16 protein-coding genes are annotated in these 26,528 nt (G+C 67.6%); 6 read left to right on the top strand and 10 right to left on the bottom strand.

All coding sequences use genetic code 11. The features are described from left to right. Positions 1–746 precede the first annotated feature (746 nt). The 3 genes from D187_RS07600 to D187_RS49585 all read left to right on the top strand — a co-directional run bounded on the left by D187_RS07600 (position 747) and on the right by D187_RS49585 (position 4,158). Entirely contained in the window at positions 747–1,682 is a 936-nt protein-coding gene (locus D187_RS07600; protein WP_002628583.1) for a LysR family transcriptional regulator, read from the top strand. 71 nt (positions 1,683–1,753) lie between these two features. Then, positions 1,754–3,325 carry an aromatic amino acid hydroxylase gene (locus tag D187_RS07595; RefSeq protein ID WP_002628582.1) on the top strand — a complete coding sequence of 524 codons (1,572 nt, stop codon included), beginning with the start codon at positions 1,754–1,756 and terminating at the stop codon, positions 3,323–3,325. A gap of 152 nt (positions 3,326–3,477) precedes the next feature. Further along, positions 3,478–4,158, top strand: a complete 681-nt coding sequence (locus D187_RS49585; RefSeq protein WP_002628581.1) for a TetR/AcrR family transcriptional regulator — start codon at positions 3,478–3,480, stop codon at positions 4,156–4,158. Here the strand turns inward: D187_RS49585 and D187_RS07585 are convergent. The 4 genes from D187_RS07585 to dnaN form a co-directional block, all read right to left on the bottom strand. Further along, entirely contained in the window at positions 4,146–5,030 is an 885-nt protein-coding gene (locus D187_RS07585) for a hypothetical protein (RefSeq protein ID WP_002628580.1), read from the bottom strand. The two genes, D187_RS49585 and D187_RS07585, sit on opposite strands and share 13 nt — an antisense overlap. A gap of 124 nt (positions 5,031–5,154) precedes the next feature. Then, a complete protein-coding gene (locus D187_RS07580) occupies positions 5,155–8,280 on the bottom strand; it encodes a sensor histidine kinase (protein WP_043428629.1) in 3,126 nt (1,041 codons plus the stop codon). Positions 8,281–8,346: 66 nt separating this feature from the next. Further along, positions 8,347–9,471, bottom strand: a complete 1,125-nt coding sequence (locus tag D187_RS07575) for a heparan-alpha-glucosaminide N-acetyltransferase domain-containing protein (RefSeq protein WP_002628578.1) — start codon at positions 9,469–9,471, stop codon at positions 8,347–8,349. A gap of 23 nt (positions 9,472–9,494) precedes the next feature. Further along, positions 9,495–10,601 (bottom strand): DNA polymerase III subunit beta, encoded by a 1,107-nt coding sequence (gene dnaN / locus D187_RS07570; protein WP_002628577.1) that lies wholly within the window; start codon positions 10,599–10,601, stop codon positions 9,495–9,497. A 292-nt stretch (positions 10,602–10,893) separates the two neighbouring features. Here dnaN and D187_RS07565 point away from each other — a divergent pair, with 292 nt between their 5' ends. Both D187_RS07565 and D187_RS07560 read left to right on the top strand, forming a co-directional pair. Then, positions 10,894–11,199, top strand: a complete 306-nt coding sequence (locus tag D187_RS07565; RefSeq protein ID WP_002628576.1) for a DUF6748 domain-containing protein — start codon at positions 10,894–10,896, stop codon at positions 11,197–11,199. 73 nt (positions 11,200–11,272) lie between these two features. Further along, positions 11,273–11,779, top strand: a complete 507-nt coding sequence (locus tag D187_RS07560) for a DUF6748 domain-containing protein (RefSeq protein ID WP_002628575.1) — start codon at positions 11,273–11,275, stop codon at positions 11,777–11,779. A 507-nt stretch (positions 11,780–12,286) separates the two neighbouring features. On the opposite strand, the gene D187_RS07555 is transcribed toward D187_RS07560, so the two are convergent. From D187_RS07555 to D187_RS53680, 3 genes are all read right to left on the bottom strand, one after another. Further along, positions 12,287–13,477 (bottom strand): cytochrome P450, encoded by a 1,191-nt coding sequence (locus D187_RS07555; RefSeq protein WP_002628574.1) that lies wholly within the window; start codon positions 13,475–13,477, stop codon positions 12,287–12,289. A 98-nt stretch (positions 13,478–13,575) separates the two neighbouring features. Further along, entirely contained in the window at positions 13,576–14,280 is a 705-nt protein-coding gene (locus D187_RS53685; RefSeq protein WP_081713604.1) for a transglycosylase domain-containing protein, read from the bottom strand. A 68-nt stretch (positions 14,281–14,348) separates the two neighbouring features. Then, positions 14,349–14,930, bottom strand: coding sequence for a PEGA domain-containing protein (locus tag D187_RS53680; protein WP_162159627.1), 582 nt, complete (start codon positions 14,928–14,930; stop codon positions 14,349–14,351). 198 nt (positions 14,931–15,128) lie between these two features. On the opposite strand from D187_RS53680, the gene D187_RS49575 reads away from it, so the two are divergent. Further along, positions 15,129–15,896 carry a hypothetical protein gene (locus D187_RS49575; protein ID WP_002628571.1) on the top strand — a complete coding sequence of 256 codons (768 nt, stop codon included), beginning with the start codon at positions 15,129–15,131 and terminating at the stop codon, positions 15,894–15,896. Positions 15,897–16,110: 214 nt separating this feature from the next. Here D187_RS49575 and D187_RS54835 read toward each other — a convergent pair whose 3' ends face one another. From D187_RS54835 to D187_RS07520, 3 genes are all read right to left on the bottom strand, one after another. After that, entirely contained in the window at positions 16,111–16,482 is a 372-nt protein-coding gene (locus D187_RS54835; protein ID WP_155893212.1) for a hypothetical protein, read from the bottom strand. 235 nt (positions 16,483–16,717) lie between these two features. Further along, entirely contained in the window at positions 16,718–23,728 is a 7,011-nt protein-coding gene (locus D187_RS49570; protein WP_002628570.1) for an NHL domain-containing protein, read from the bottom strand. A gap of 244 nt (positions 23,729–23,972) precedes the next feature. Continuing rightward, positions 23,973–26,528 (bottom strand): RCC1 domain-containing protein, encoded by a 2,556-nt coding sequence (locus D187_RS07520; protein WP_162159626.1) that lies wholly within the window; start codon positions 26,526–26,528, stop codon positions 23,973–23,975.

The raw sequence follows: 26,528 nt of genomic DNA, 5'->3' as shown, positions 1-26,528 counted from the left end.
TTCCGTCCGAGGGGGCGCGGCTTCTATCGCCTCGTCCCAGGGGAGTCAACCACCTTCGTCGACTCCCTCATCCCCGCTCGCCGTCTTCGGTCGCCTGCGCGACTTCTCCGGTTCGTGGGGGCGCGGCTTCTACCACCACCGCGTTTCGAGTCAACACCGCTTCGTCGACTCTTTCTTTCCCACTTCGCCGCTCCGACCGCTTGCGCGCTCTCGCCGGTTCGTGGGGGCGCGGCTTCTACCACCGCCGCGTCTTGAGTCAACATCGCTTCGTCGACTCGGTATTTCGTCTTTCCCGTCCAGGTGTCCCACCGCCAGCGCGGTTTCGCCTTCCTGTTCGAGGGGGCGCGGCTTCTACCACCGCCGCGTTTCGAGTCAACACCGCTTCGTCGACTCCTTCTTCCCACGTTCCGCTTCCGCCGCCTGCGCGACCTCGCCGGTTCGTGGGGGCGCGGCTTCTACCACCGCCGTGTCTTGAGTCAACAGGCGTCTGCCCACTTCTTCTTCCCCTCCGCGCCAGCATGTTTCACGACCCTCTCCACCTCTTCTCTCCGTCCTTGTCTCCAGGACTCCGCGCCCCGAAGAGCCACTCCCTGCGCCATCCGCCCCACGCACGGCCTATCCTTCTTGGACCGTCAACCTTGGGCCTTCAACGTTCATCGGCCGTTCGAGGAAGCGAGCCCCAAAGCCCCGCCCCGGCTCACCCCCGACCCGGCGAACACATGTTCCCCATGACAAGGATGGGCTGAATGCCTCCCCGAAAGCTCCCACGACACCTCGTCTGGCTCGAGTCCTTCGCGGCCGCGGTCGAGTCCGGCAGCCTGGAAGCCGCCGCCGAGCACCTCGGCGTCGCCCGCTCCGTCGTCAGCGAGCACCTGCGCGCCCTGGAAGCCACCCTCGCCGACGGCCAGCCCCTCCTGGAACGCGGTCCCGGCCGCCGCCTCCACCTCACCACTCGCGGCGAAAAGCTCTACGAGGGCACCCAGACGCCCCTCCACCAGCTCGATCTCAAACGACTGCGCGACCTCGCCAGCACCGAGCCGAGTCTGCGACTCGGCCTCAACCCCACCCTCTCCCACTTCCTCCTCGCCGGCATCGCCGGAGACGTGGCCCGCGACCACATCAAACTGGAGGTCAACTTCGGCGGCACCTTCGAGCTCGTGCGCCAGGTGCAGACCCGACAGCTCGACCTCGCCGTGGACTTCACCCCCTTGCCCCCCCACCGCGGCGTCGAGGCCGAATCCCTCCTCCACCTGCCCTTCGTCGTGCTCTGCGGCCCCGGCAACGAGCTGACCGCCCGCCACGGCGCCCGCCGCTCGCTCCATGTGCGCGACCTGATCGGCCAGCCCTTCATCGACTGGCAGCGCGATGATCCCTACGGCACCGCCAACAGCGCCCGCTTCAACGCCCATGACGTCTCCGTGCGCGAAGTGGCCCGCGTGCAGAGCTTCCTCCTCCTCTTCGATCTGCTGCGCGCCTACCAGGCCTGCGCCATCGCCCCCGACCTCCGGCTGCTGCGCTCCTTCCCCGAGGACCTCTCCGTCTGGCTGCTGCGCGAGGAGGAGCCTCAAGCCGTCGAGGTCGTCGCCCTGCGCTCCTCCGACGGCTCCAACTCCGAAACCGCTCGGCTCGTCCTCGACGGACTGCGTCAGCGCCTCGCGTCGAAACGGCGGAAAACCGACTAGGACGTCGTTTTTTATCGGATTTCCGTCCCCTTCGTTCCTCCTTAAATTTGGTTCCTCCGGGAGGAACATCGATGACCCCCACTGAACGGACCCTCGCCCGCCTGCCCGCCCACCTGCGTCGCTACGTGGTGAGCCAGGACTATGCGTCCTATACCCCCAGGGACCAGGCCGTCTGGCGGCACATCCTCCGGCAACTGCGCGGTCAGATCGCTGGCAAGGCGCATCCCATCTACCTCGAGGGCCTGGAAGCCACGGGCATCGGCACCGAGCGCATCCCCAGCCTGGATGAGATGAACGAGCAGCTCGCCAAGCTGGGCTGGGGTGCGGTGAGCGTGCGCGGCTTCATCCCCCCCGCTGTCTTCACCGAGCTGCAGTCGCTGGGCGTGCTCGCCATCGCGGCGGACATCCGCACCCACGAGCACATCCAATACACCCCCGCCCCGGACATCGTTCACGAGAGCGCGGGCCACGCCCCCATCATCGCCAACGCGCGCTACGCCGAATACCTCAAGCGCTGCGGGCTCGTGGGCTTCAAGGCCATCTCCACCGTGGAGGACGAGGCCGTCTTCCAGGCCATCCGCAACCTGAGCGTGGTCAAGGAGGACCCTTCCGCCACCCCGGAGCAGATCCACCACGCCGAGGCTCGTCTGGACGCCGCCAACCAGAGCCGCCGCTATGTCAGCGAGAGCACCCGCGCCTCCCGGCTCTACTGGTGGACGGCCGAATACGGCCTCATCGGCTCCCTGGACAGCCCCCGCATCTATGGCGCCGGGCTGCTCTCCAGCATCGGCGAGGCCCGCCACTGCCTCACGTCCGAGGTGAAGAAGGTCCCCTTGAGCCTCCAGTGCGCGGACACCGAGTACGACATCACCCGCATGCAGCCCCAGCTCTTCGTGGCCCGTGACTTCGAGCACCTCTTCGAAGTGCTCGAGGAGTTCGAGGCCACCCTCGCCTGGAAGCGCGGCGGGGACTACGGCCTCCAGGAGGCCCTGCGCGCCGGAACCGTCAACCACCTCGTGCTCGCCGACGGCCGGGAGGTGACCGCCCGCGTCGCCGAGATGCTCCCCGGCCTCCACCCCGTCGCCGAGGGGCTCTCCACCGCGCTCGTGCGGCTGGATGGCCCCGTGCTCGTCTCCCGCGAGGGCAAGGCCGAGGGCAAGCCCTGGCCGGGACTCGCGCTCGTGGCCTTCGGTGCCGGAGCGCTCCCCGACCAGGGTCCCTTCCAGCTCGAGCTCGCCAGCGGACTGAAGCTCCAGGGCTTCGCCGCGGGTGGGGGCGAGGTGCTCAACCTGCGCGGGCAGCTCGACGGCCGCCCCGTGGCGCTGCCCAGCGTGGCGCAGCTCTTCCTCACCTCCCACCTGCCCTCCGTGGCCGGCGGCCCGGCGGACCCCGGCACCTGGGATCGCTGGTTCGGCGAACTCAACGCCTTCACCGAGGGCGAGGGGGAAGCCCAGGCCCGCGCCAAGAAGGCCTCCGCCCTGCACCCCTCGCTCGCGGCGCTCTACCGCGAGGTGCGCGCCCAGCGCGAGTCCAAGAGCCTGGACGTCCGGCGGCTCGAGCAGATCTCCCGCGCCGCCTCCGATTTCCCCGAGGACTGGTTGCTCCGGACGGAAATCGACGAACTGAAGGCCGCGCGCGCCTGAATCCTGGATTCCCGGGGGGCAGGTACGACCGGCCCGTCACTCTCTTCCTCTCCGCGAATGGCGTGGGATAGTCCCCAGACGAAGCGCGAGCGGCCGGACCGCCTCGCCCCTCTCCCGCCATGCGCCGCAAGAGCCCAAACGCTGATCCCCCGGTGAAGACCCCTCCCCCTCGCGCGGGCAAGCCCCCCGCCCAGGGCCTGCGCGAGCGCATCCGCCGCGAAGCCACACACCTCATCGCCTCGCGCGGCTTTGGCGCCATCTCCGTCAATGACGTGGCGCTCGCGGTGGGCATCAGCAAACAAGCCCTCCTCTACCACTACCCCTCGCGCGAGGCCCTGCACGCCGCCGTGCTCGACTCCCTCATCGAGCACTCCAACCGCCACCTGCTGCTGCTGCTCGGCGCCTTCACCGACAAGAGCGCGGAGCGGCTGGAGCGCGTCATGGAGCAGCTGCGCGAGTTCTTCGACACCGAACAGGATGCCGCGCGCGTCTTCCTGCGCGAGGTGCTCGACGCGGACAGCCCCCACATGACCGTGCTCATGCAGGGCATGGAGCCCTGGATTCGCATCGCGGTGGACGTGCTGCGCCAGGGCCAGCGCGAGGGCCATGTCCGCCCGGAGCTGGACCCCGAGGCCGCCGTGGGCCACGTGGGCCTGCTCCTGCTCACCTCCTTCGCCATGCGCCGCCCCACCTCCGGCTGGCCCGAGAGCGACGAGGCCGCCTGGCGCGAGCGGTGGCTCGGCGAGGCGGGGCTCATCATCAAGCGCTACCTCTTCGCCGAGCCCAGCCCCACCCCCGCCCGCCGCAAGCGCCCCCGCCGTCAGACGAAGTAGGAGCGGCGCAGCACTTCCTCGGGCAGGTGGTGCAGGTCGAAGCGATCCATCTCCTTGAGCACGTTCTCGTCGAACCCGAGCGCCTTGTACTCGGGCGTGGTGCCAATCACCCCCCGCATGACCCCAGGCGCCATGCTACGCGCCGCCGCCAGGCCCCTCGCCCCCACCGCCATGCGGTTGAAGGCCACGTGCCCCACCTCGTCCACGAGGATCTCCGTCAGCCGCTGCTCCATGGACTCGCGCACCGCGGGTTGATCCCGGAAGATCTCCCCCACGCGCTTGAGCATCCACTGGAAGACGAAGACGCCGGAGATCTCCGACGCCAGCAGGATGGGATGGAAGAACACGCCCGGCGCGTACGCCAGCGTCCCGATGAGCAGCCGCAATTGCAGGTTCGGCTTCCACGCCCCCTTCACCTGGACTCCGAAGTGCTGCGTGGCGCCAATGAGGATGCGCGTGTGGTACGTCTCCTCGTAGCTCAACAGCCGCTCGATTTGATGGAAGAGCTGGGTGCTGTCCTGGCGCTTCTGGCGCACGCGGTTGACCACCTCCACGCCATAGGCCTCGCCCGCGTTGGCCTTCACGAAGGTGAGCAGCGCCAACACCGGCAACGGCAGGTTCTTCACCTCGCGGAAGTCCAGGTACGCCCGGTTGAACGACTCGGCGTCCACCGCCCCGGCGAACTGGGCCTCCCAGCCCGCCGCCTCGCCCAGCCACGCCTCGCGCCGGGAGAAGCCCTTGGTGAAGTCCATGTCCCCGTTGCGCTGCTCGAGGAACTCCCGGTACGCCTTGAGGAGATCCTCCCGCGGCGTGTCCGCCACCGAGGAGTACAAGCCGGGTCGCAGGGAAGTGGGCATCAGGGAGTCAGCCATGGGGACCTCGGGGGCGAAGAGGGGAATCTGACCGTTTGGTCAGCCCGAATTTGCCTCCTGGTCATCATTTCGTCCAGCCACCCCGGCCCCGATTGTCGTCCCCCAACGGCTTCGCGTGAGGATGTCAGGCCGCCTCGCGGCCCTCCTGGACGAGCGGCAGCCCCACCCGGAAGCACGCTCCCCGAGCCACCGACTCGTCGAGTTCGAGCGAGCCCCCGTGGTTCTCCGCGATGATCTGCCGGCAGATCGCCAGCCCCAGGCCCGAGCCCTTGCCCACGTCCTTCGTGGTGAAGAAGGGCTCGAAGATGCGCGAGCGCAGCTCGGGGGGAATTCCCGGACCATTGTCCGCCACCACCAGCTCCGCGCGGCCCTCGCGCACCGCCGTGCACACCCGCACCTCGCCGCCCTCGCCCAGCGCATCGAACGCGTTGCGCAAGAGATTGAGCAGCACCTGGCCGAGCTGCCCCGTGTGGAACGCCAGCGGCGGCACCTCGCCACACTCCAGCTCCACCCGGATGCCCGGCGGCAACGAGCGCCGCACGAACTCCACCGTGTCCAGCACCGTCCGGTTCAAGTCCCCCACCTCCAGGCGCGGACGCTCTCCGCGCAGGAAGGCGCGCAGGTCCTCCTGGATGGAGCGGATGCGCTCGGTGGCGAAGCGCATCGCCTCCAGTGCGTCGGGCGTGTCCTGGAGCACGTAGTCCAACTCCAGCTCGCGCCACACCCGCGCCACCGCCTCCACTTCCTCCGGGTGCGTCTCCAGCCGCTCGCGCAGGCGCCGCAAGCCCTCGGCCTGCTGTTCGAAGTACTCGCGCACCGGCGGCAGGTTGTTGTGGATGGCGGTGAGGGGGTTGTTGATTTCGTGCGACAGCCGCGCCAGCAACTGCCCCATGGCCGAGAGCTTCTCCGCCTGGGCCACCTTCGCGCGCACCCGATCCAACTCGGAGGTGCGCGCCTCCACCAGGCGCTGCAGCTCGGTGTTGCGCTGCCGCAGCGTCAGGTTGCGCCAGCGCACCACGCCCGCCACCACCAGCCCCAGTCCCAGCACGCCCAGGCCCCGCCCCCACCACGAGGCCCACCAGGGAGGAAGCACCCGCAGGGCGAAGCCCGCCACCGGTCCCCACGGCCCCTGGTCATGGCGCGCGCGCATCTCGAAGCGGTAGTCCCCCGGTGGCAACACGCTGTAGTGCACCGGCTGCTCCGTCACGGTGTGCCACTCCTCCATCCCCTCCAGGCGGACCTGCCGCTCCAGGCTCTCCTCATCCACGTCGCCCAGGACCGCGAAGCGCACCTCCAGGTTCGTCTCCCTCGGATGGGTCTCCAGGCCCTCCTCCGGCGGCCGCGACCACATGCGCGACCCCAGTTGGGTGCCCAGCAGGACGACACGCGGAGGCGCCACCGGACCGCGGTAGCGCGCCCCGTCGAAGCGTCCCAGTCCACTCGCGGACCCCACCCAGACCGTGCCGTCCGCGTCCGCCAGGAAGGAGTTGCCAGTGGCCTCGTTGCCCGGCGCCCCGCCACTCGCGCCAAAGTGCTCCGGCACTCCGTCCGGCCCCACCACGTGCACCCCCGCCCCCGTCCCCACCCAGAGCCGGCCCGCCGCGTCCTCGCCCAACTGGTAGACGACGTTGCTGTGCAGCCCATGGCCACGGTTCAGGTGCGACAAGTCCGTGAGGCGCCCCTCCCGGTAGCTGAAGCAGCTCACCCCCAGGGGCTCCACATAGGACACGCACATGCGGCCATCGCGCCGCACCAGGATGTAGCGCAGTTGGTCATCCAGCAGCCCCTCGGCCACCCCGAAGCTCCTGGCGGACTCCCCCTCGCGCACGCCGAGCCCGTTGCCCGGCATCCACAACCGCCCCGCCGCGTCGAGCGCCAGGTCCATGGCGAGCACCCGCTGGCTCATGCGCACCACGAGCGTGAAGGACGGCACGCCGTCCTTGAACACCCCCCGCGCGAAGCCCGCGGGCGTGGCCACCCAGAGTGAGCCGTCGGGCATCCACTGCATCGCGAAGGTGTAGCGGAACAGGTAGCCGGACTCCGGGCCGAACGTCCGCAGCCGTCCGCTCCATGGCTCGTAGCGGTGCAGCCCCGCCGGGTTGCCCGCGGCCCACACCACCCCGTCCCGATCCACGCTCACGGCCTTGAGCGAGTAGCCCTCCAACCCCGGCACCGGCACCCACCCGGCCGCCGTGCCCCGCACGAGTCCCTTGTCCGTGCCCACCCACAACGTCCCGTCCGCGCCCCGCGCCAGCCCCCACACCATGTTCGCGGGCAGCCCCGTGGTGGTGTCATGCACGCTCCACAGGCCTCGCCCCAACGAGCGGTGCACCCCCATGCTCGCGGCCCACAGCGCCCCCTGCCGATCCTCCAGCACGTCCTTGATCCGCGCCGACTGGTTGGCCAGGCCCAGCCGCAACAGCGTCGAGCGCTCGCCGCGGATCTCCAGCAGGCCGCCATTGTGGGGCACCAGGAGCTGCCCCTCGGTGCCCACGCGCAGGCGGATGCCCGCTCCCGGCAACCCGCGCACCACCGAGGAGCGATCCACCAGGGGCGCGCCCGGCCGCGGCTGCATCGCCAACCACCCCTCGTAGCCCAGCCACAAGCGGCCCTCGCCATCTCGCACGAGCGCGTTGATGACGGTCGGCCGGCCCGGCACCTCGTGCACCGACCACTTCCCCTGGGGATCGCGGCTCACCAACCGCAGCTCGGACACGACCTGCATCGCGCCCGAGTCATCCGCCCACAACTTGAGCGCCGCGCCTCCCGGCCAGCCGGGCGCCGGAATGAAGTGCCCCGGCTGCTCCTCCCAATACAAGCCCTTGTCCGTCCCCGCCCACATCCGCTTGCGCGCGTCCACGCGCAGGCTCCACACCCGCTCGGCGACGCCAGGCACCGGCACTTCGACGAAGCGCTCCCCGTCCCAGCGCACCACCCCCGCGCGCGTCGCCACCATCAGCTGGCCTCGCGCATCCAGCGTGATGTCACTCACGCTCGTCGAGGGCAGGCCGGCCTCCCGGCCAAAGCGCTCGAAGCGCGCACCATCGAAGCGGTACACCGCGTCCGCGGCGCACACCCAGATGAAGCCGTCCGCGTCCTGGAGAATCCACGACAAGTCGTAATTGTCGACCCCCGCCTCCGTGCCATAGCTGCGAAAGCCAAGGCGGCCGGGAGGCTCGGCGGTCCAAGCGGGTGTGCCCAGGAGGGAGAAGAGGCCCACCAGGAGCACGGCGAATCGATTCAACGGCATGACTCCATGGCCCTTGAACGACGAGGCCGCACAACCCAGGAAGTCATCCTACCACGAATGGACACATCACTCCGAGACCGGCGGCCTGGGGGACACGGCCCCGGCACGTTCGGCGGAGGGCCGCGCGCGCTTGCGCCAGCGCCCATACAGCGCCTTCGCGGGCAGTGCGATCGCCAGGGAGGTGGCCAGGACAAGCAGAGCGAGTCCCAGGGCGGCGGGAGCCGTCTGTGAGTGGCCCAACCGGCTGCCCAGACCGGGGAACGTGGACCAGCCATAGGCGAGCGGCAGGTGCACCACGTACACCCAGAGCGACGCGCGCCCCACGGGCCCGAGCCATCCATCCAGCCGTGCGGGCAGCAGCATGGCCAATCCCGCCGCCACGCCCAGCAGGCCCACCCGCCAGCACACCAGCGTGACGTCTCCGCCCCACCGGGAGGCCGCGCTCGCGCCCCACAGCGACACCACGCCCAGCATCCCCGTGCCCCCGCCCAGGAGAATCATCCAGTGCGGGATGCGCTTCACCCCCGCGAGCCCCAACCCCGCCACGCAGCCCACGAAGAAGTAGGCCGACCAGGGGAAGAGCGGGAAGTTGGACGTGCGGCCCACCAGGGCCTGCTCCAGCGCCAGGGGCCAGTGCCCCGCGGCCACCACCTGGCGCATCCACGGGCTCACCCAGGGAAAGAGCAGGGCGAGCCCCGCCAGCACCCCCATGCGCGGCCCCCGCCCAGCCACCACCGACAACACCCCCGAGCCGATCAGCAACGCCCCCGCCACGCCGTGCAACGCATCGAAGGCGAGGAAGTGCCGCCAGATCTCCACACGGCCCGCGAGCAGCCCCTCGAGCGCCCAGCCCGGCCAGCGCAGCACGTAGCCCCAGAACAACAAGAGCCCCACGCGCGGCAGATAGCGGCGCCACACCGGCAGACCGTGAGCACCCGTGCGCTGCACCGTCGTCGCGAAGGCCCACCCGGCCACGAAGAGGAACAGCGGCGCGGTGATCGCCCGGAGCGACCAGTAGGCCAGCATGCCCGTGCTCTGCCGGGCCGTGTCCGACAACACCGCGTCCAGCGTGTGCCCCATCACCATGGCGATCACCGCCACCGCGCGCGCCCGGTCCAGGCCGGTGTTGCGCGGGGTGGGGACCACGGCGGGCGGAGCGACGCGCACGTCCTGGGAAGCGACACCCATCATGAAACGCGAGGGGCTCGGCGGACTCAGACGCGCATCGGCATCACGACGGCCGTGAAGCTGCGGTCCCCCGGCGCATGCAGCACGCCCGGGCTGTGCTCATCCCCCAGCTCGAACGCCACCTCGTCCGTGTCCGTCACGCCGAGCACGTCGATGAGGTAGCGCGCGTTGAAGCCGATGGTGATGGCGGCCCCCTGGTAGGCGATGTCCAGCGCGTCCTTGGCCTCGCCCAGGTCCGGGTTGTTCGCCGTGATGAGCAGCTGGTTCTCCGTCAGCCCGATGCGCACCGCGTAGCTCTTGTCCGCGCTGAGCAGCGCGATGCGCTTGAGGCCCTCGAGCAGGCGCGTCTTGGGCACCAGCACCGCCTTGTCCCCCTCCTTGGGGATGACGCGCTGGTACTCGGGGAACTGCCCGTCGATGAGCCGCATCACCATGGTGAGGCCCGTCTTCTTGAAGAGCGCCGAGTTCTCCGCGAACCCCAGGTGGCACTCGGCGTCGGGCGCCTCGTCGAGCAGGCGCTTGAGCTCCATGAGGCCCTTGCGCGGGATGATGACGCCGCCCTTGAGCTTGAAGTCCCCCGCCAGCTCGCGCTCCACCAGCGACAGGCGGTGCCCATCCGTGGCCACCATGCGCACCTTGCCACCCGCCTGCGGCTCGAAATACACGCCGTTGAGGATGTAGCGCGTCTCGTCCGTGGAGATGGCGAACTGCGTCTTCTTGATCATCTCCAGGAGCGTGTTGCCCGTCACCTGCACCAGCGGCGCGTTCTCCTCGCGCGGCAGCTTCGGGTACTCCTCGGGCGCGGTGCCCACGAGCTTGAAGTGCGCGGGGCCACTGGTGATGTCCACGTAGTTGTTCGCCAGCTTCTTGAGCGTCACGTGCGCGTCCGGCAGGTTCTGCACGATGTCGAACACGTACTTGGCGCTCAGCGTCACCGCGCCCGGCTTGACGACCTCGGCGGCGTGTTCGGAGACGATGCCGATCTCCAGATCGAACGCCGTGACCGTCACCCCCGTCTTGGTCGCGGTGAGCAACACGTTGGCCAGGATGGGCATCGTCGTCTTGCGCTCCACGATGCCCTGGGCGCGGTAGAGGGCCTTCTTCAGCTCGTCGGCGGCGATGCGGAATTCCATCTCGGGGGACCTTGAAGAACCAGGGTGCGGGAGTAAGAGGTGGCGGCCCGGGAGGCCGCCTCGGTTCGGGTGTAGCCCGGCCCTCTCGGGTCGTCAACGAACGTGACGTCCGGAGTCATGCCGACTTGTCCGGCATCCGATCAAGGCGTCCAGCCCCAGGGACTCCCGCCTGCCCGGTATGTAGGACACGGCGGGCGCCCGGAAGGCACCACCCCCCGCGTCACCTCCTCCTTCAGGTTGGAACTTTGGGTTGGAATCCACCCGGTGGGACGGCGAGACTGCCCGCCCCCCCATGACCACCCAAGAGCCCGCCCAAGAGACCGTCGTCTACATCGTGAAGGACAGTGGCGTGCGCTGCATCACCGCCCCCTGCCCCGTCTACCTCGCCCTCCGGGCGGACCGGCCCGACGAGGCCGGGCTCAAGGTCACCGACCTCGACCTGTCCGCGCTGAGCCTGGGCGACGAGCAGCGCTCCACGCTCCTCAAGTCCGCCCACAAGACGGGCCCCGGCCTCAAGGTGGAAGCCACCGTGCGCACCGTCCCCCACGCGGGCCCCGGGGGCACCGCCACCATCCTGCGCGTCAGCCGGGTCCTCTGAGACCGAAATGGGGGTGGCATCCGTTCAGGGAGAGGATGAGACTGCGCCTCCTCCTCTCGCGAGACCCCCTGCCATGACCTCACGCTCGTCGTTGCTCGCCCTTCCCCTCGCGCTCGGCCTGCTCGCCGGGTGCACCAGCAACACCCGCCCCCCCGTCGAGGACCGACCCGCCGAGTCCGGTGGCACGCCCGCCGCCACCGGCGCCGAGGTGCCCCCTCCTCCTGCCCCCGCGTCCCCCCCCACCGCGCCGAGCGAGGACGTCTCGGGTGGCACCGCCGCCGCCAGCGACAGCAAGCCCGTCATCTACATCGTGAAGGACAGTGGCGTGCGCTGCATGGCCGCTCCCTGCCCTTCCCTGGTCGCCCGGCCGGCGGATGACCCCAAGGCGGAGGGCCTGCGCATCACCGACCTCGACCTGTCCGCGCTCGGTCTCACCGACGAGCAGCAGGGGCGCCTCATGGAGAAGGTCCACCAGGGCGCCGGCCTCAAGGTCGAGGCCTCGGTGAGCAACGTGCCCCACGCGGGTCCCGCCGGCGCGGCCACCGTCCTGCGTGTCAATCGGGTGGTCGAGGGCAAGTAGCCCCTCGAGAAGACGCTGGTCACCCCGGCTCCCACCCGGGCCATCGCCTTCTGAACAACCCCGATCGGCTCCAGGTCCAGGAGCCACGAATTCACCCTCCAGTCCCCTTCGCGATCCGGGAATTCGTGATCACATAGAATCCACGGAATCCCGCTTCGGAATGGAGAGCCCGACGCCGGGTTGGTGGGTGAAGAACGGCATTCACGGAGGTGTGGGTCATGATGGCACTGCGACTCGGTCTGCTGGCCGTGGTGGGCATCCTCATCGGGGCATCCGGGGGAACGGAGTGGCGGAACGAACCGCCGTGCCCCCCTGGCGCGCGGGAGTGCGCGCCCCCCGAGCCCCTCGACGAGCCCTCCGCCCCCCGCGCGGCCCGCACCGAACAGCACCCCTGTGATTGGGTGGAGACGTGTCAGTTTCCCTGTGGGGAGGGGAGCGTCTGTTGTCAGGCCGATTGGAATTGCCCCGCCGACGCCACGCTTCCCCGCTGCTAGCGGGGGACGGGTCCTACGTGGACCCGTGCGCGATCACCGGCAGGACACGGGGGCCGCGCACGGTGAAGGAGTGATTCCACTCCAGGGGACCCGCGGGCGTGAAGCGCTCGAAGCGAGACAACAGCACCTCCAGACCGATGCGGGCTTCCAACCTCGCGAGCGGCGCGCCCAGGCAGAAGTGGATGCCGTGGCCGAAGGGCAGGTTGTTCACCCCCTCGCGATCCATGTCGAAGCGGTCCCCGTCCGCAAAGCGCGCGTCATCGTGGTTGGCCGAGCCAATGAGCAGCATCACCTTCGCGCCCGCCGGAATGCGCACTCCGCTCAGCTCCGCCTCGGCGGTGGTGAGCCGGCCCATGGCCTGCACGGGCGGCTCGTAGCGCAGCACCTCCTCGATGAAGCGCGGAAGCAATGAGCGGTCCGCCCTCAGGCGCGCGAGCACGTCCGGACGCTCCATGAGGACGCGCACGCAGTGGCCGAGCAGGTGGATGGTGGTCTCCAGGCCCGCCACCAACAGCAGGAACATGAAGCTCATCAGCTCCGCGTCACCGAGGGACTCGCCCTCCACGCGCGCCTGGAGCAGCTCCGTCACCAGATCCTCGCGGGGCTCACGGCGGCGCAGGGCCAGCACCTTGGCCATCTCCGCCTCGGCCTCCCGCACCGCCGCGCGGATCTCCTCCCGGCGCTTCTCGTCCTGGGGGTTGGCGCTGATGCTGGTGAGGTCGTCCGCCCAGCGCTTGCAGCGCGAATGCAGGGAGGGCTCCAGCCCAATGACTTCGCCGATGACGCTGGCGGGCAGCGGCAGGGTGAAGGCATCCACGAAGTCCACCTCCCGCCCCTCGGGGATGCGTGCGACGATGGCTTCGGCGTAGTGACGCACGCGCCCCTCCAGCCGGGCGAGCGCCGCGGGCCCGAACGCCCGGTTGACCAGGTTGCGCAGCCGGGTGTGCTGCGGCGGATCCTGTCCGATCATCGAGTCCGAGAAGGGGTTGTGCCCCAGCCACGCCGGTTTGGTGGCCATGCGCATCCCCACGTTGGAGAAGAGCTGGGGATTCTTGAAGGCCGCCACCACGTCATCGTGGCGGGTGATGACCCAGTAGCCACCGGGGTCCACCTGGCACACCGGCGCATGGCGCCGCAGCTCGGCATAGACGGCATAGGGATTGGCCCGGACCTCGGGCGCCAGCAGGTTGATGCGTCCGCTCATCAGAGAGTCCTCCGAATGGAAGGCGCGTGGGTGTTACCGGCCTCGCCCCACTCCCCCCGTTGGAACTGTCCCCGATTCGGGCCCGCGCGGCCAGACGGTCACTTCGCTGGCACGGGAAGTGGCTGCATCCGAGCCTCCTCGCGCTGGGCCTCGGAGATGAGCCCCGCGGACAGGAGGCGCGAGAGGACGAAGTCCCTTCGCCGGAGCGCGGCCTCGGGGCGACGGAGCGGATCATAGCGGCTCGGTGATTGGGGCAGGCCCGCGAGCAGCGCGACTTCGTGGAGCGCGAGCCGCTCGGGCTCCTGGCCGAAGTACCTTCGCGCGGCGGCATCGAGACCGATGAGGCCTTGTCCAAACCGAGCGCTCTCCGCATAGGCGGTCAGCAACTCCTCGGCGGACCAGTGGCGTGAAATCCAGACGGTGAGCACGAGCGTCTGGAAGGTCCGGTGCAGAGGCCGCTCGCGCTCACTCCTGGGCCGGGAAGCCAGCCACCGGCCCGCTGTCATCGAGGCGAGGAACTCTCCGGCGGAGCGTTGTGCCCTTCGGACCCATTGGACTCCGGGGACATGGCTCACGAGCCGCCAGGGCCAGAGGGGCTCGAGTCGAGGGGGCCCACCCTCCTCGGCGAGCCAGAGCACCTGGTAGGCGAGACCCGTCCGGGGTGGAGGTGGCCGAGGCAGTTCGCCCACACGGGCGAGTCCGTAGCGGTACACGGCCTCCACGCTCCCGAGCAACAGCACGGGAGGAAGGAGCAGGACAGCGAGGGCCCATCGGAAGAAACGACCGTGGCCGCGGGGAGACATGTCTCCGGGCCACTGCAAACGGGGGGCCTTGAGTCGACCCTCTGGAGCACGGGCCCACGACGGGCCGACTACCGCGCGCCCTGCTGACGCCTGCACTCCTCGAGCAGCTTCTTCTTCTGGATGGCGGACGCGCTCTTCCACTCCGCGGTGCCCGCCAGGTTGCAGTTCACCGAGTTGGAGTCCGTGGGCGGAGTGGGAGTCGCCGCCTCGGGTGGAGGACCCTGCTCCACGCCTTGCTGGGGAACGCCCGGGAGCGCATCCCCAGCCGGGGCATCCTCTCCGGGCGGCAGCATGGCGACCTTCACCGAGGAAGGCTCGAGCGAGTGCCACGCGCCCGTGCCCGTGTCGACGATGACGGGGAAGACGCCCAGGAGCACATCGAGGATGACCCAGCCCACCCCCACCTGGTTGCGCAGGTCGAACACCTTGTCCTCCAGCCCCTCCTTCTTGAAGACGAGCGTGTAGGAGCGCCGGGGATCCAACTGGAGCGTCAGCGGCGTGCGCCCGCGCTTGATGCCGTCGATGTAGACGTCAGCATGGGTCGGAGAGGACTGGATGGGGATGGAGTTGGTCTTCTCCGCGAGCAGCGTCGCGCAGCCCACTGAAAGAGACACGGCACCAGCCAGGACCATCGTTGCGAGCTTCTTCATCGTTCCTCTGGACATGTGATGAGCAGCGGCCCCCCGGACACGCCCCCTCATCGGACAAGGCCAGTGACGGGCTCGGAAGCCGGGGGGCATCCTCACAGGAGCCACCAGCGAACGCCAAGCCGTTTGACGCTCCCCTATTCCAGGGGGCCTGACTCGGGAGGTAAGCTCCCCGGAGTCACCTCCGAAGGAGAGGCAGGCATGAGCGACACTTCCCCACGGGAAGGCAGCAGACTGGGACCGTACATCCTCGAAAGGCGCCATCCGGACTCGGACCCGGCCCTGGGCCATATCTACGAGGCGCACCATGTCGAGACGGGAGCGCCCGCGCTGGTGCTGGTACCCAACGCCTCGGCCCGCGCGCCCCGCGCAGCCTGGACCGTGCGTTCTCGGAGCGAGGTCTCTCCGCCCTACTTCGCGGTGGAGGTGGAAAGCTCGCCCGGGGCGAGTACCCGGGCGCTCCATGAACTGACGTTGCTGTACATCGAGCTGTCGGGCGCGATGGCCAGCGTCGAGGATCGCGAAGACACGGCCGCTTTCCTCTCCCACGCGCCCCGCTCCACGCCTCGGCCGTCGCGGCGCCGGCGCGCGCTCACGGTGGGCGTCACCATCCTCGGAGCAGTGGCCCTCGGCATGGGGATGATGCTGCTCTGGCCCCAGCCTCCCTCCCCCATGGATGCGCCGCTGGAGGAGCAAGAGGTGGTCAGCGTGTCTGGAGAAGCCGTGAACTGGGCCACCCTGACCGCATCCACCGGATCCACTACCATCGGTTATCCCCTGCCACCCAAGCCGCTCAAGGGACAGCACAAACCGCCGTGCACCGAGGAAACCGAGGTGGAGATCAACGGGGGCTGTTGGGTCACACTCGAACGACGTGCCCCCTGCGGGCGGGGTTACGCCGAGTACCAGGGCAAATGCTACATGCCCGTGAAGGACCCGCCGCCCGAGCCCCGCTCCATCGAGCCTTGAGGCACCTCCAAGGTCCGTGCACCCGTCTCGCGGATCTACTTGAGTTCAAATCTACCCACCGAGAGTCAGCCCCCAAGGGGGGTTGTCTTACACTGCGCACCGACAGAGGTGTGCTGGTTTCTTCGGCCAAGCATGGCCCCCCAGAAGTCCAAGATGCACCTCGCAGGCCATCCCAGACGGTGCCTCGAGACCAACTTCCGTGGGCTTAGAATCTTCAGACAGACGATATTCTGTAGAACCTATGAACCACCAGAAAAAACCCTTGAAAGCACCACAAACAAATAACCACCAAAACCAATAGCTGCCCTCTCTTCAACCATAATCGCGCGAGAATGGCGTAGACGGGCCAAAACAACAGCCCGCAGAAGAAGAAGAAGTGGGAGTAGCCAGATCTCGCCACGGCATCACCACCAAAAGTCACCACCCAGGGAGACAGCACAATCGAGGCCACCACATCACGCAACGGAATATCGACATCCCCCCGCCAAAAATCCCCCCAAATCCCCAATGCAATTCCGACAAGCGTAACCAAGAAAAGAGCCGCCACACGCGCTCTTGAGCCCGTCGTTAGAAACATTCGCTTCACACCCGCTTTCTCGTCCCGTCAATACGGTTCACTCTGTCGCTTCTGCCTGGAATCAGCCCCAAGCAAAGCACCTCCGCGGAACTCCATCAAGCCCCACAGAGGCAGGCTTGAAAAAAACAGCGCCTAACGAGAATCCGGCTTGAGACCAATCGCCATCGGCGGAATGGTCCAATCCTTATTCCCATCAGGCGCCAAGAGTTCATACTAAAACCTGCCCATCAAGTTCCAAGTGCTCTCAAGGGGCCGCTGGAGCTCCGCGCAACCGGTACCAAATCGGCGTGTTGTCTTGCAACGAGTTCCCCAATAGGACGTATGGCACCACATCCACGATCCCATGTCCAACCGAGCCCCAGAACGTAAGTTGCGAGGAGTAGTTATACGTTCCCAGATTGGCTGGATCTGTCACGAGCTGACCATCCGGTTTGTACACAGCCTCACACATACCATCTGGCGAAACATACTTCTCGTTGTGCTCATTTCCCTTTCCATGTCGATGATAGATGGACTTCAAATCTGACATTTTCTCCCAGCCCTCCTTGATAGCGACGTCACGAGGAGGAGTCCTATTCTGGCTATTCCGGCCGTAATGAGCATTGATCCAATACGAATTTCCGGACCAAGGCCACCCCAACGCAAACAGAAACGCCAGCCGTCCAGTATCCACTTCGAGGCCCGACATGTCCGTGAACATGATGGGGTTGTTGCCCACGTACACGTACAGGTTGGTGTCTCCGCCTGCGAACCGGATGGGATCCTTGGCCGTCCACCTGCCAGTCTCGGAATCATAGTCCCGGGCGCCGAAGCGGGTGAGGCCCGTGTGCCTGTCGTAGAGTCCACCGGCGAAACCAAAGGGCTGGAAGCCAGGATTGGTGTCGACGAGCACCTTACCCCAAGCGTCATAGTCCAGACGCTGCGCGATGGCTCCAGTGCTCGCATCCACCACCAACCGCGGGCTGCCCAGATGGTCGGTGAAGATGCGGTAGGTAGCATTGGCCTTCACCATGTAGTCTGGAACGTTGGCCTGAGAGCCATACACGAACCGGCTCACCACCTGGTTGTTTCCATCCAGTTCCGCGACGATATGCAACTGCCCGTCATACAAGAAGCCCTGGACGAGCACACCATTGACCTTCTTGCCCACACGGCGGTTCTGCGCGTCGACGACATACTCCACCGGGGTGCCATCCGGAAGCTTGGCGGAGAGGAGGTTACCCAAGGCATCGTAGACGTAGGTCGTGAGCTGGGTCCCCGTCTGCTTGGATTGCAGATCGCCATTCGCACCATAGGTATAGGCCGTGTTCCCATACGTCAACAGCCTGTCCTGTGCGTCATAGGTGGCCCTACGGGTGATGCCCGCCTCGGTCAATGCCGTCCGGTTGCCGTTGCCCGGAGCATTCTCATCATACTCAGCGGACGAGACGATGACGCCATCTTCCAGTACGTCCTTCAGCCGTCCAGCGGGGTCATAGACGTAGGTCTGGACGTGGGTCACCCCTTGGACGGTCTCCTCCTTCTCGTAGATGCGCCCGGCGGCGTCTCGCCGCACGAGCCAGGAGAAGAGCGACGAGGTGTTGTGGGACGCGGTCACGGACTCCACCTCTCCGTAAGCGCTATAACCCACGCGCGAGGACACCTTGTCGAGGATCGTGTCTGAGAGAAATCCCGTGTTGGGATGGCTGATGAGGCTGAGCGACCCCGCCTTCGTCAGCAATCCATCGTCGTCATAGCCATAGGAGATGAACAGCTCTCCATTGATGGAAAGAGACGAGCGCCGGAAGAATTTGTCATAGCCATATCCGACGCTTCCATTGACGGCTCCCGCCCAGGTGACCAGGGTCGCGAGTGGACCATCGTAGACGTAGCTGACAGTGGGGCCTTGGGTGTCGGTGAGGTCCTTCAGGTATCCGCTTCCCTCATGATAGAAGACTTGACGTGTCCGAGTGGCGTACCTCCCGCCCGAGGGTGGAACCAGGCTCATGGAGAACAAGCGGCCCTTTTTGACACTGGACGTGTCATCGTAGAGGAGGGTGAATCCCGTCCCGTCCGGGTACAGCCGCGTGGTGGGCTGGCTGTCGAGGTTGTATTTCGAGGTCGTCGTGACGGTAGCGGCACCAAGCACCAGAGGCGGAGTGTAGTCCTCTTCCAGGTTTCCGGGCGTATAGGTGATGGCGTGGGCCGTCCGACCCGGCGGCCTCAGCGACGTGAGATTGCCATTGTCATCATACCCGTACCCGACGGTCCTGTTGCCTGGCAGCGTTTGCGTCTCCACCCTACCGGCCAGATCATAGGACATGCTGGTGACGCGAGACAGCGGATCTGTCTGGGTCTCCAGGTAGCCCTGCGCGTTGTAGGAAAAGTCGACGGTACGCGTTCCTTGAGTCACGAAGTCCAGCCGTCCTTTGTTGTCATAGACGTACTGCGTCGGCAAGAGCCCCGGCACCTCACTGCGCACCACCCTCCCCTTCGAATCCAGGGTGAGGGAGGACTGCCTGCCCATTGGGCTCCTCGTGGAGAGGGTGCGCGTGACCGCATCATAGGTAGACACCGTGGTCAGACCATTCACGGTCATCGATTCGGAGAGGGTGGCGGGGCTGAAGATGTCACCTTGCGTCAGCAGCGTCACCGAGCGTTCGCGCTTCACTTCCCGAGTGCGACCACTGGGCAGCGTGGTGGTTTCCAAAGGAATGTACGGGGACTGCATGCCCAGGCGAGGGTCCGGGCCTTCCTCCACCGTCATCTTCGTCCCGTCAGCGCTAGTGATGACGGTCTTGCCATCGGGCTTGAGCTCGCGGGTCGACACCTCACCCGAGGCCAGGGTGGTGGTGCGCCGCTGCTCTCCCGTGGAGAGGTTCTGCACCCGGTAGGTGGTGCGTCGGCCCAGGGCGGTGTCCACCGTGACCGTGTACCCATCCGGCTGGGTCGTGCGGGTGAGCGTCTTGGAGCCGCCCGCCGGGTTGGAATCCTTCAGCAGCCGTCCCGAGGCCGTGTACTCGTAGGTGTGCGAGTTGTTGCGCGCGTCCTTCAACTGCGTGAGCAGGCCCTCGGGCGAGTGCGTCAGTTCCACCCGCTCGGTGGCCGGGTTGACGATGGCCGACAGGTAGCCATTGGCATCCACCTCCAGCGATGTGTGCTGATCGTACGGAGCCATCAGCCCCAGCGGCCGGCCCGTGGTGCTGTCGCGCTCCACCAGGGTGGTGCGTTCATTCCTGTCCTTGATGGACGTCAGCAGCCCCCGCGCGTCATAGCCGAACTCGTACAGCACCACCTGGGTGTTGTTGGCGTCCACCGTGCGCTGGTGGCGGCCCTCCTTCCGCGTGAAGACATACAGCTCGCTGCCATCCTGGGAGGGGACCCACGCCTCGTTCTCACGTAGGAACGCACCGGGATAGCTCACGCGGCGCACGCTGTGGTTCCACTCGTCGCTCACGTAGCACGAACCATCCGGACCGACGGCCAATCCCGTGGGGGAGTCGAACTTGCCCTGGAGGGCTGGCGTGCCATTTCCGCTGAAGCCGCTCGCCTCCAACTGGCCCGCGTAGGTGGTGATGATGCCATTGGCATCCACCCGGCGCACGCGCGAGAAATGGTCGGCGATGTAGAGGTTGCCCTCGGAATCGAGCGCCAGTCCCTTGGGAGCGGAGAGCAGCGCCTGCTGGGCGGGCCCTCCATCGCCAATGCTGATGCCCTCCAGGGAGCCGTCGTCCCCCGTGCCCGCCACGGTGGTGATGCGGCCGTTGGAGCCAATGCGGCGCACGCGGTGGTTGGCGCTGTCGGACACGTACACATCGCCCGCCTTGCCCACGGCCACGTCCCAGGGGCCATTGAGACACGCCGCCGAGGCCAGACCATTGTCGCCACAGAAGCCGCGCGCATTCGGCTTGCCCGCGAGGGTATGGATGATTCCCTCGGGGGTGACGTAGCGCACCCGGTCGTTGTCGAAGTCGGCGATGTAGAGATTGCCCTCCTTGCCCAGGGCGATGCCCCGCGGGTAGCTCAGGCGCGCGCTGGTGGCGGGGCCCCCGTCACCGGAGGAACCATTGCTGGAGAAGCCGCAGGTCCCGGCGAAGGTGGACGCGGTGCCGTCGGGCAGCACCTTGCGGATGCAGTGCAGGTCGGAGTGGGCGACGTAGACGCTGCCGTCCGGCCCCACTGCGACGGAGCGCGGCTGGTACGCATCGCTGCCGGGCAGCGTGGAGATGATGCCGTCGGTGTTGACCCGGCGCACGCGGTTGTTGAAGGTGTCGGCGATGTAGAGCGTGCCGTCCGGAGCAACGGCGACATCATGGGGATTCCACAGCCGGGCCGACCGGGCGGCGGCCCCGTCGCCAATGCTGCCGAAGTCACCGTCCCCCACGACCGTGGTGAGGATGGGATTGCTGAATGAAGACAGTCCGGTGGCGCGCTGCTCCCCATTGCCCAGATACAGCGTCTGGGAGGCGGGGTCATACGTGTGGTGCACGTCAAGCGTCCATCCCCCCAACTGCGAGGTGGGAACGATCCACGTGCCCACCGTGGTGGTGAGCGTCTGCCAGAGCGTTGCCTCGCGCGCCCCTTGGTTGAAGGAGATGTCCGACGAGGCGAAACGGGCGAACAGGGGACCCGGCCCGCCGGAAAGGCCGCCCGCGGCCGACAGATGGACGAGGTGATAGGAATAGCCGATGCGGACGGTCAGCGGAAAGTAGCCCTGGACCGGACGGCCGAAACCATCCTTGCCATCCCACGTGAAGGTGTGGCTCAGGTTGGGGGTGGCGGGGTAGGACTTGACGTGGCGCTGCCCGGCCACTTCCACCTCCAGCTGGATGGAGAAGACGCCAGGGGGCAGCGTGTTGCCGCTCAGCGGAATCTTGATGGGCTGAGCGGTGCGGAAGGCGGGCACCCGGTTGCTGCGGTAGTTCAGCTGGTAGGGCGTGCCCACCACTCCGACGGACTCACCGAGCACCTGGTTCTGGCAGTCAATGATGGAGCCACACTGCAGATCGGAGTCCTCCTCGTCCTTCTGGGCCACCATTACCTGATTGGGCTTCTCGGCGCCCGGGGGGAAGTCCCAGGGCCAGTTCAGATCCCAGGCGGTGAAGTGGGCGATGGGGGTCCGCCAGAAGCTCTTGCCCGGAGAGAAGCGCGTGGAGAGGATCTGGCGCTCGGCGTCGGTGATACCGAGGTCCGACAGCGCACTGCCCGTGTCGGCGACACCGTCACCCGTGACGTCCAGGGAGACCAGGCCCCCGGACACCGCGAGCACCTTGACGATGCGGCCATTGTCGGAAGGACGCCACACCCCGGCCTTCGTGTCATACCAGCCGGAGGGGACGGGCTCGCCAACGGGGAACTCGAGGAAGTTGTCGACGTAGAGGTAGATGGGCTTGGAGAAGCGCACCTCGGCATCGGAGACCTCGTCCACGCTGAGCTCCACCGCGTAGGTGTAGCCGCTGGCGGGAGGCAGCTCGCCCGGCATGGCCTTGGGACCCTGGGGACCCACGGTGTACTCGGTGGCTCGCACGGTCAGGGTGCTCAAGGGCTCCAGGGTGCCATCGGACAGCACCCTCGACGCCCGGGTGTCGGGAGGGAAGAGGAGGGTGGCCTGACGCGAGCCGTCCTGGTCCGTGGAGACAGTCCCCTGAGCCACCTGGAAGCTGGTGGCGGAACCATCGAGGGTGATGGGGTTCTTCGTCGAGTCGTAGGGAAGGAGGATGACCTCGGGCAGCCACGCATAGCTGCCCCAGCCGGCCTTCACCTGGCGCTGCGCGAGCAGGTAGCCCTCCTTGGAGTACTCGACAGTGAAGGACTCCCCGCCGTTGACGGCCAGGTCGAACATGCCCTCGGAGCGCGTGAGGGTTTGACCATACTCGGGGTGCTCCGGAATGTAGACGCGCACCCCCTCCAGGCCGGAGCCATCGCGCGTCTTCACCTGACCGCGCAGCACCGCGACACGGTGGGGCTCCAGCGTGCCGGGCTTCACGCCCAGCTGAACCGCGTTGGGGCCGGAGTAGAGGAACTCCGTGGCCTCCGAGAGGGGGGTGAAGCGGTTGGAATCGATGGGAGTGGGCTGCGGCTCGCGGGGACCGGGGGGCGGAGCGTTGGCGACATAGAGCTCGGCGGAGGAGGAGTTGCCATTGCTGGAGCCGCCGGCCACCAGCACCTGTCCGGAGGACAGCACGGTGGCGGTGTGGCCGTAGCGGCCCACGTTCATGACCCCCGTGGTGCTCCAGGCCCCCGTGGCCGGCTCATACACCTCGGCGGAGAACTTGATGCCACCGTACTCGTGGTAGCCACCCGCCACCAACACCTGTCCAGAGGACAGCAACAGGCTGGCGCTGTGGTTGCGGCGGGGCTCGGTCATGCGGTTGTTCGTGGCCGTCCAGGCCCCCGTGGCCGGGTCATACACCTCGGCGGAGGCGGCCTGCGCTTTGTCGGCGCCGCCACCGCCCACCACCAGTACCTTGCCGGAAGACAGCAAGGTAGCGGAGTGGAAGCCGCGGGCGATGCCCAGCGAGCCCGTCGCTGTCCAGGTACCGGTGGCCGGGTCATACAGCTCGGCGGATCGCAGGAGGGAGCCATTCGTAGTGGTACCGCCCACCACCAGCACCTTGCCGGAAGGCAGCAAGGTGGCGGTGAAGTCGGTGCGGGCGGTGCCCAGGGAGCCCGTGGCCGTCCAGGTACCGGTGGCCGGGTCATACAGCTCGGCGGAAGAGAGGCTGGTGCTCGAGCCGCCGCCGGTGCGACCACCCATCAGCAGCACCTTGCCGGAGTTGAGCATGACGGCGGAGTGGTGGCTGCGGCACGTCAGCAGGCCCCCCGTGGCACGCCATTGCGCGGCAGCCGGATCATACACCTCGGCGGAGGGGGACGAGGACGAGCACTGCATGCCACCGGCCAGCAGCACGCGGCCATTGTTCAGAAGGGTGGCCGTGTGACCCATGCGGGTGGCGAGCGCCTTGGCGGTGGCCGTCCAGCTTCCGGAAGCCGGCTCATACAGCTCGGCATCCTGCTTGTAGCCACCGACCACCAGCACCTTGCCCGAGGAGAGCAGCGTGGCGGTGTGCCCCTGACGGGTCTCGAGCAGCGAGCCGGTGAGCTGCCAGCCGGCTTGAACGAGGGCGGAGCTGGCCGTGGCGCTCTGGGTGTGCGGAGCTTGCGTCTCGGTCTTTTCCCCATTGCCGCCACAGGCCACCAGGGAGGTCAACGCCCACAGCGCCAGGCCCCACCTGCGCGCCTGTCCTCGTGGGTACTGTCTGGTATCAAGATGCATGTACGAAGTCTTTCTGTTTGTTTTTCATTGACGGCATGTCTCATCACCGACGCGGCTCCCGTGACGAGGGGAGCCGGTCGGGGAGAGACACTTGCTTCAGGGAGAATCCGAGGCCCGCCGCGGGCGGTAACGCCATGCGGGCCTCGGCGAACAACACCTGACGCGGCCCGAGCGACGGGCGCTCCGAACCGCGTCAGGTCACCTCGAGAGCCCGTGCGCTCTCGAGTGACACGAGAGGACGGCTCTACGGGAGCGTCACCTCCCCGGGAGTGGAGCGGTCCGTGTTGTTGGTGGCGTAACCGAGCTGGCCGGAGTCGTTCTGACCCCAGGTGCGAACCCTCCCGCCCGAGAGCACCGCCACGGAGTGGGTGTCGCCAGCGGCCACGCCCATGACCACGTCCTGCGAAGAGAACAACACCTTCACGGGGGAGGGGCGATAGATGATGGAAGCGTCGGAGCCATCGCCAATCTGACCGTTGCTGTTGTAGCCCCAGGCCCAGACGGTGCCGTCCGCGCGCAGCGCCAGCGAGTGCCTGCCACCCGCCGCCACCGCCACCACGCCACTCAGGCCCGGCACCTGCACGGGCAACATCTGGCCGAAGTAGGTGCCGTCACCGAGCTGGCCGCTGCCATTGTCACCCCAGGCCCACACGGTTCCGTCCGAGCGCAGCGCCAGTGAGTGGTAGAGGCCGGCAACCACCGACACCACCCGATTGAGCCTGGCCACCTGCACCGGCCTGGTGCGATCGACCAGCGAGCCATCGCCGAGCTGGCCGCTGTTATTGCGGCCCCAGGCCCACACGGTTCCGTCCGAGCGCAGTGCCAACGAATGATTCTGACCGGCGGCCACGCCCAGAATGGAGAAGAGATTCGTGGGCTCCGTCGGAGAGGAGCAATAGAAGGTGGGAACGGGGGAGCAACCATCACCGATCTGACCGTAGCCGTTGTAGCCCCAGGCACTGACCTTCCCATTCGACAGCACCACCAGGGAGTGGGTTTCACCAGCGGCCACGGCCACCACGCCCGACACGCCCGACACCAGCGCCGGAGACGCGCGCGAACCGAGCGTGTCCCTGCTGACACCGAGCTGGCTGAGGGAATTGGAGCCCCAGGACCACAGCTTCCCGTCAGACCCCAGGGCCAGGGAGTGGAAGCCGCCAGCAGCCACGTTCTTCACATCCGTCAGTGAAGCGGTGGACACGGACACCGGAGTCAGGCGATTGACCGTGGAGTCATCACCGAGCTGGCCACTGAAGTTGTGGCCCCAGGCCCACAGCTTGCCGTCGTTCTTCTGGAACAGGGTGAACTTGGCGCCCGCCACGAGACGTGGAGTCTCCAGCCGGCAGACGAAGCTGCAGCCATCGCCGTTGACGAGGTTGCCGTCGTCGCACGCTTCCGCCGCGGCCTTGATTCCGTCGCCACACAGGGAAGAACCCGACTCGGCGAGGCACAGGGCCGAGCAGCCATCTCCATTGATGGAGTTGCCATCATCGCACTGCTCCTCGGGCTCGAGGCGATGGTTGCCGCACACGAAGGGCAGCAGGGCCTGTCCAGGCGTGGGGTGGGGAAGGGCGTCCTGGGAGCCATCACCGAGCTGTCCCGCGCTGTTTCTCCCCCAGGTGTAGACCCTGCCGTCCGAAAGCACCGCCACGGAGTGGCCGTCGCCAGCGGCCACGGACACGACTCCCGTCAGGCCCGGCACCTGTACGGGAGAGGAGCGACTGAGAGTGGTGCCATCGCCCAGCTGGCCGCTGCCATTGAAGCCCCAGGCCCACACGGTTCCGTCCAGGCGCAGCGCCAGCGCGTGGAACTGGCCGGCGGCCACCTCCACCACGCCTGTCAGTCTAGGCACCTGCACCGGCGAGGGGCGGTCGGTGAACGAACCAATGCCGAGCTGGCCTTGGTTGTTCTGGCCCCAGGCCCACACGGTGCCATCCCAACGCAGCGCCAGCGAGTGGGAATCGCCGGCGGATACCGACGCGACCCCCTTGAGTACCGCCGCCTGCTGCGGGGTGTTGTATTGGGTGTTGCTGCCCGAGCCCAAGCCGAGCTGGCCGCTGCCATTGAAGCCCCAGGCCCACACCGTGCCGCCCGAGCGCAGCGCCAGCATGTGGTACTTGCCAACGGAGACGCCCTTGATGTCGGAGAGGGCCGACACCTCCACGGGGGAGGATTGGTCGGTGGTGGAGCCGTTACCCAACTGGCCGTAAGCGTTGTATCCCCAGGTCAGCACCTTTCCATCCGAAAGCACCGCCGCGGAATTGAATGTGGAGGCGGCCATGGCCACCACTTCCACTCCAGTCCTGCCTGGGACCTTCACCGGGGAGAAGCTGCTGGTGGTCGAGCCGACACCGAGCTGGCCGTCGCCATTGCGGCCCCAGGCCCACAGCGTCTTGTCGGAGAGCACGGCCAATGCGTGGGAGCCACCAGCGGCCACGCGCTTCACCACCATGCCATTCGAGAAATCCACGGGCGCCGAAGCCAGACGATAGGCCGTGGTGCCATCACCCAGTTGGCCACCGGAGTTGGCGCCCCATGTCCACACGGAGCCGTCGTCCCGCTGGATCAGGGTGTATGCTTCCCCCGCCGCGGCACGCGGAGTCTCCAGCCGGCAGACGAAGCTGCAGCCATCGCCGTTGACGAGGTTGCCGTCATCACACGTCTCACCCTCCTCGAGGGATTTGTTGCCACACGTCGCGACGAGCGGCTGCGGCAATTCGCCCACCTCCTCGGCGTCCCGCCATGGCAACTCATGGGACCCACAAGCGACGAGCGTGGCCGAGATTACCAGGACGCTCAA

Source organism: Cystobacter fuscus DSM 2262 (assembly GCF_000335475.2).
Lineage (GTDB): Bacteria > Myxococcota > Myxococcia > Myxococcales > Myxococcaceae > Cystobacter > Cystobacter fuscus.
Note: the sequence above shows the minus strand (reverse complement) of the source record. Positions and strands in the feature narration are given on the sequence as shown.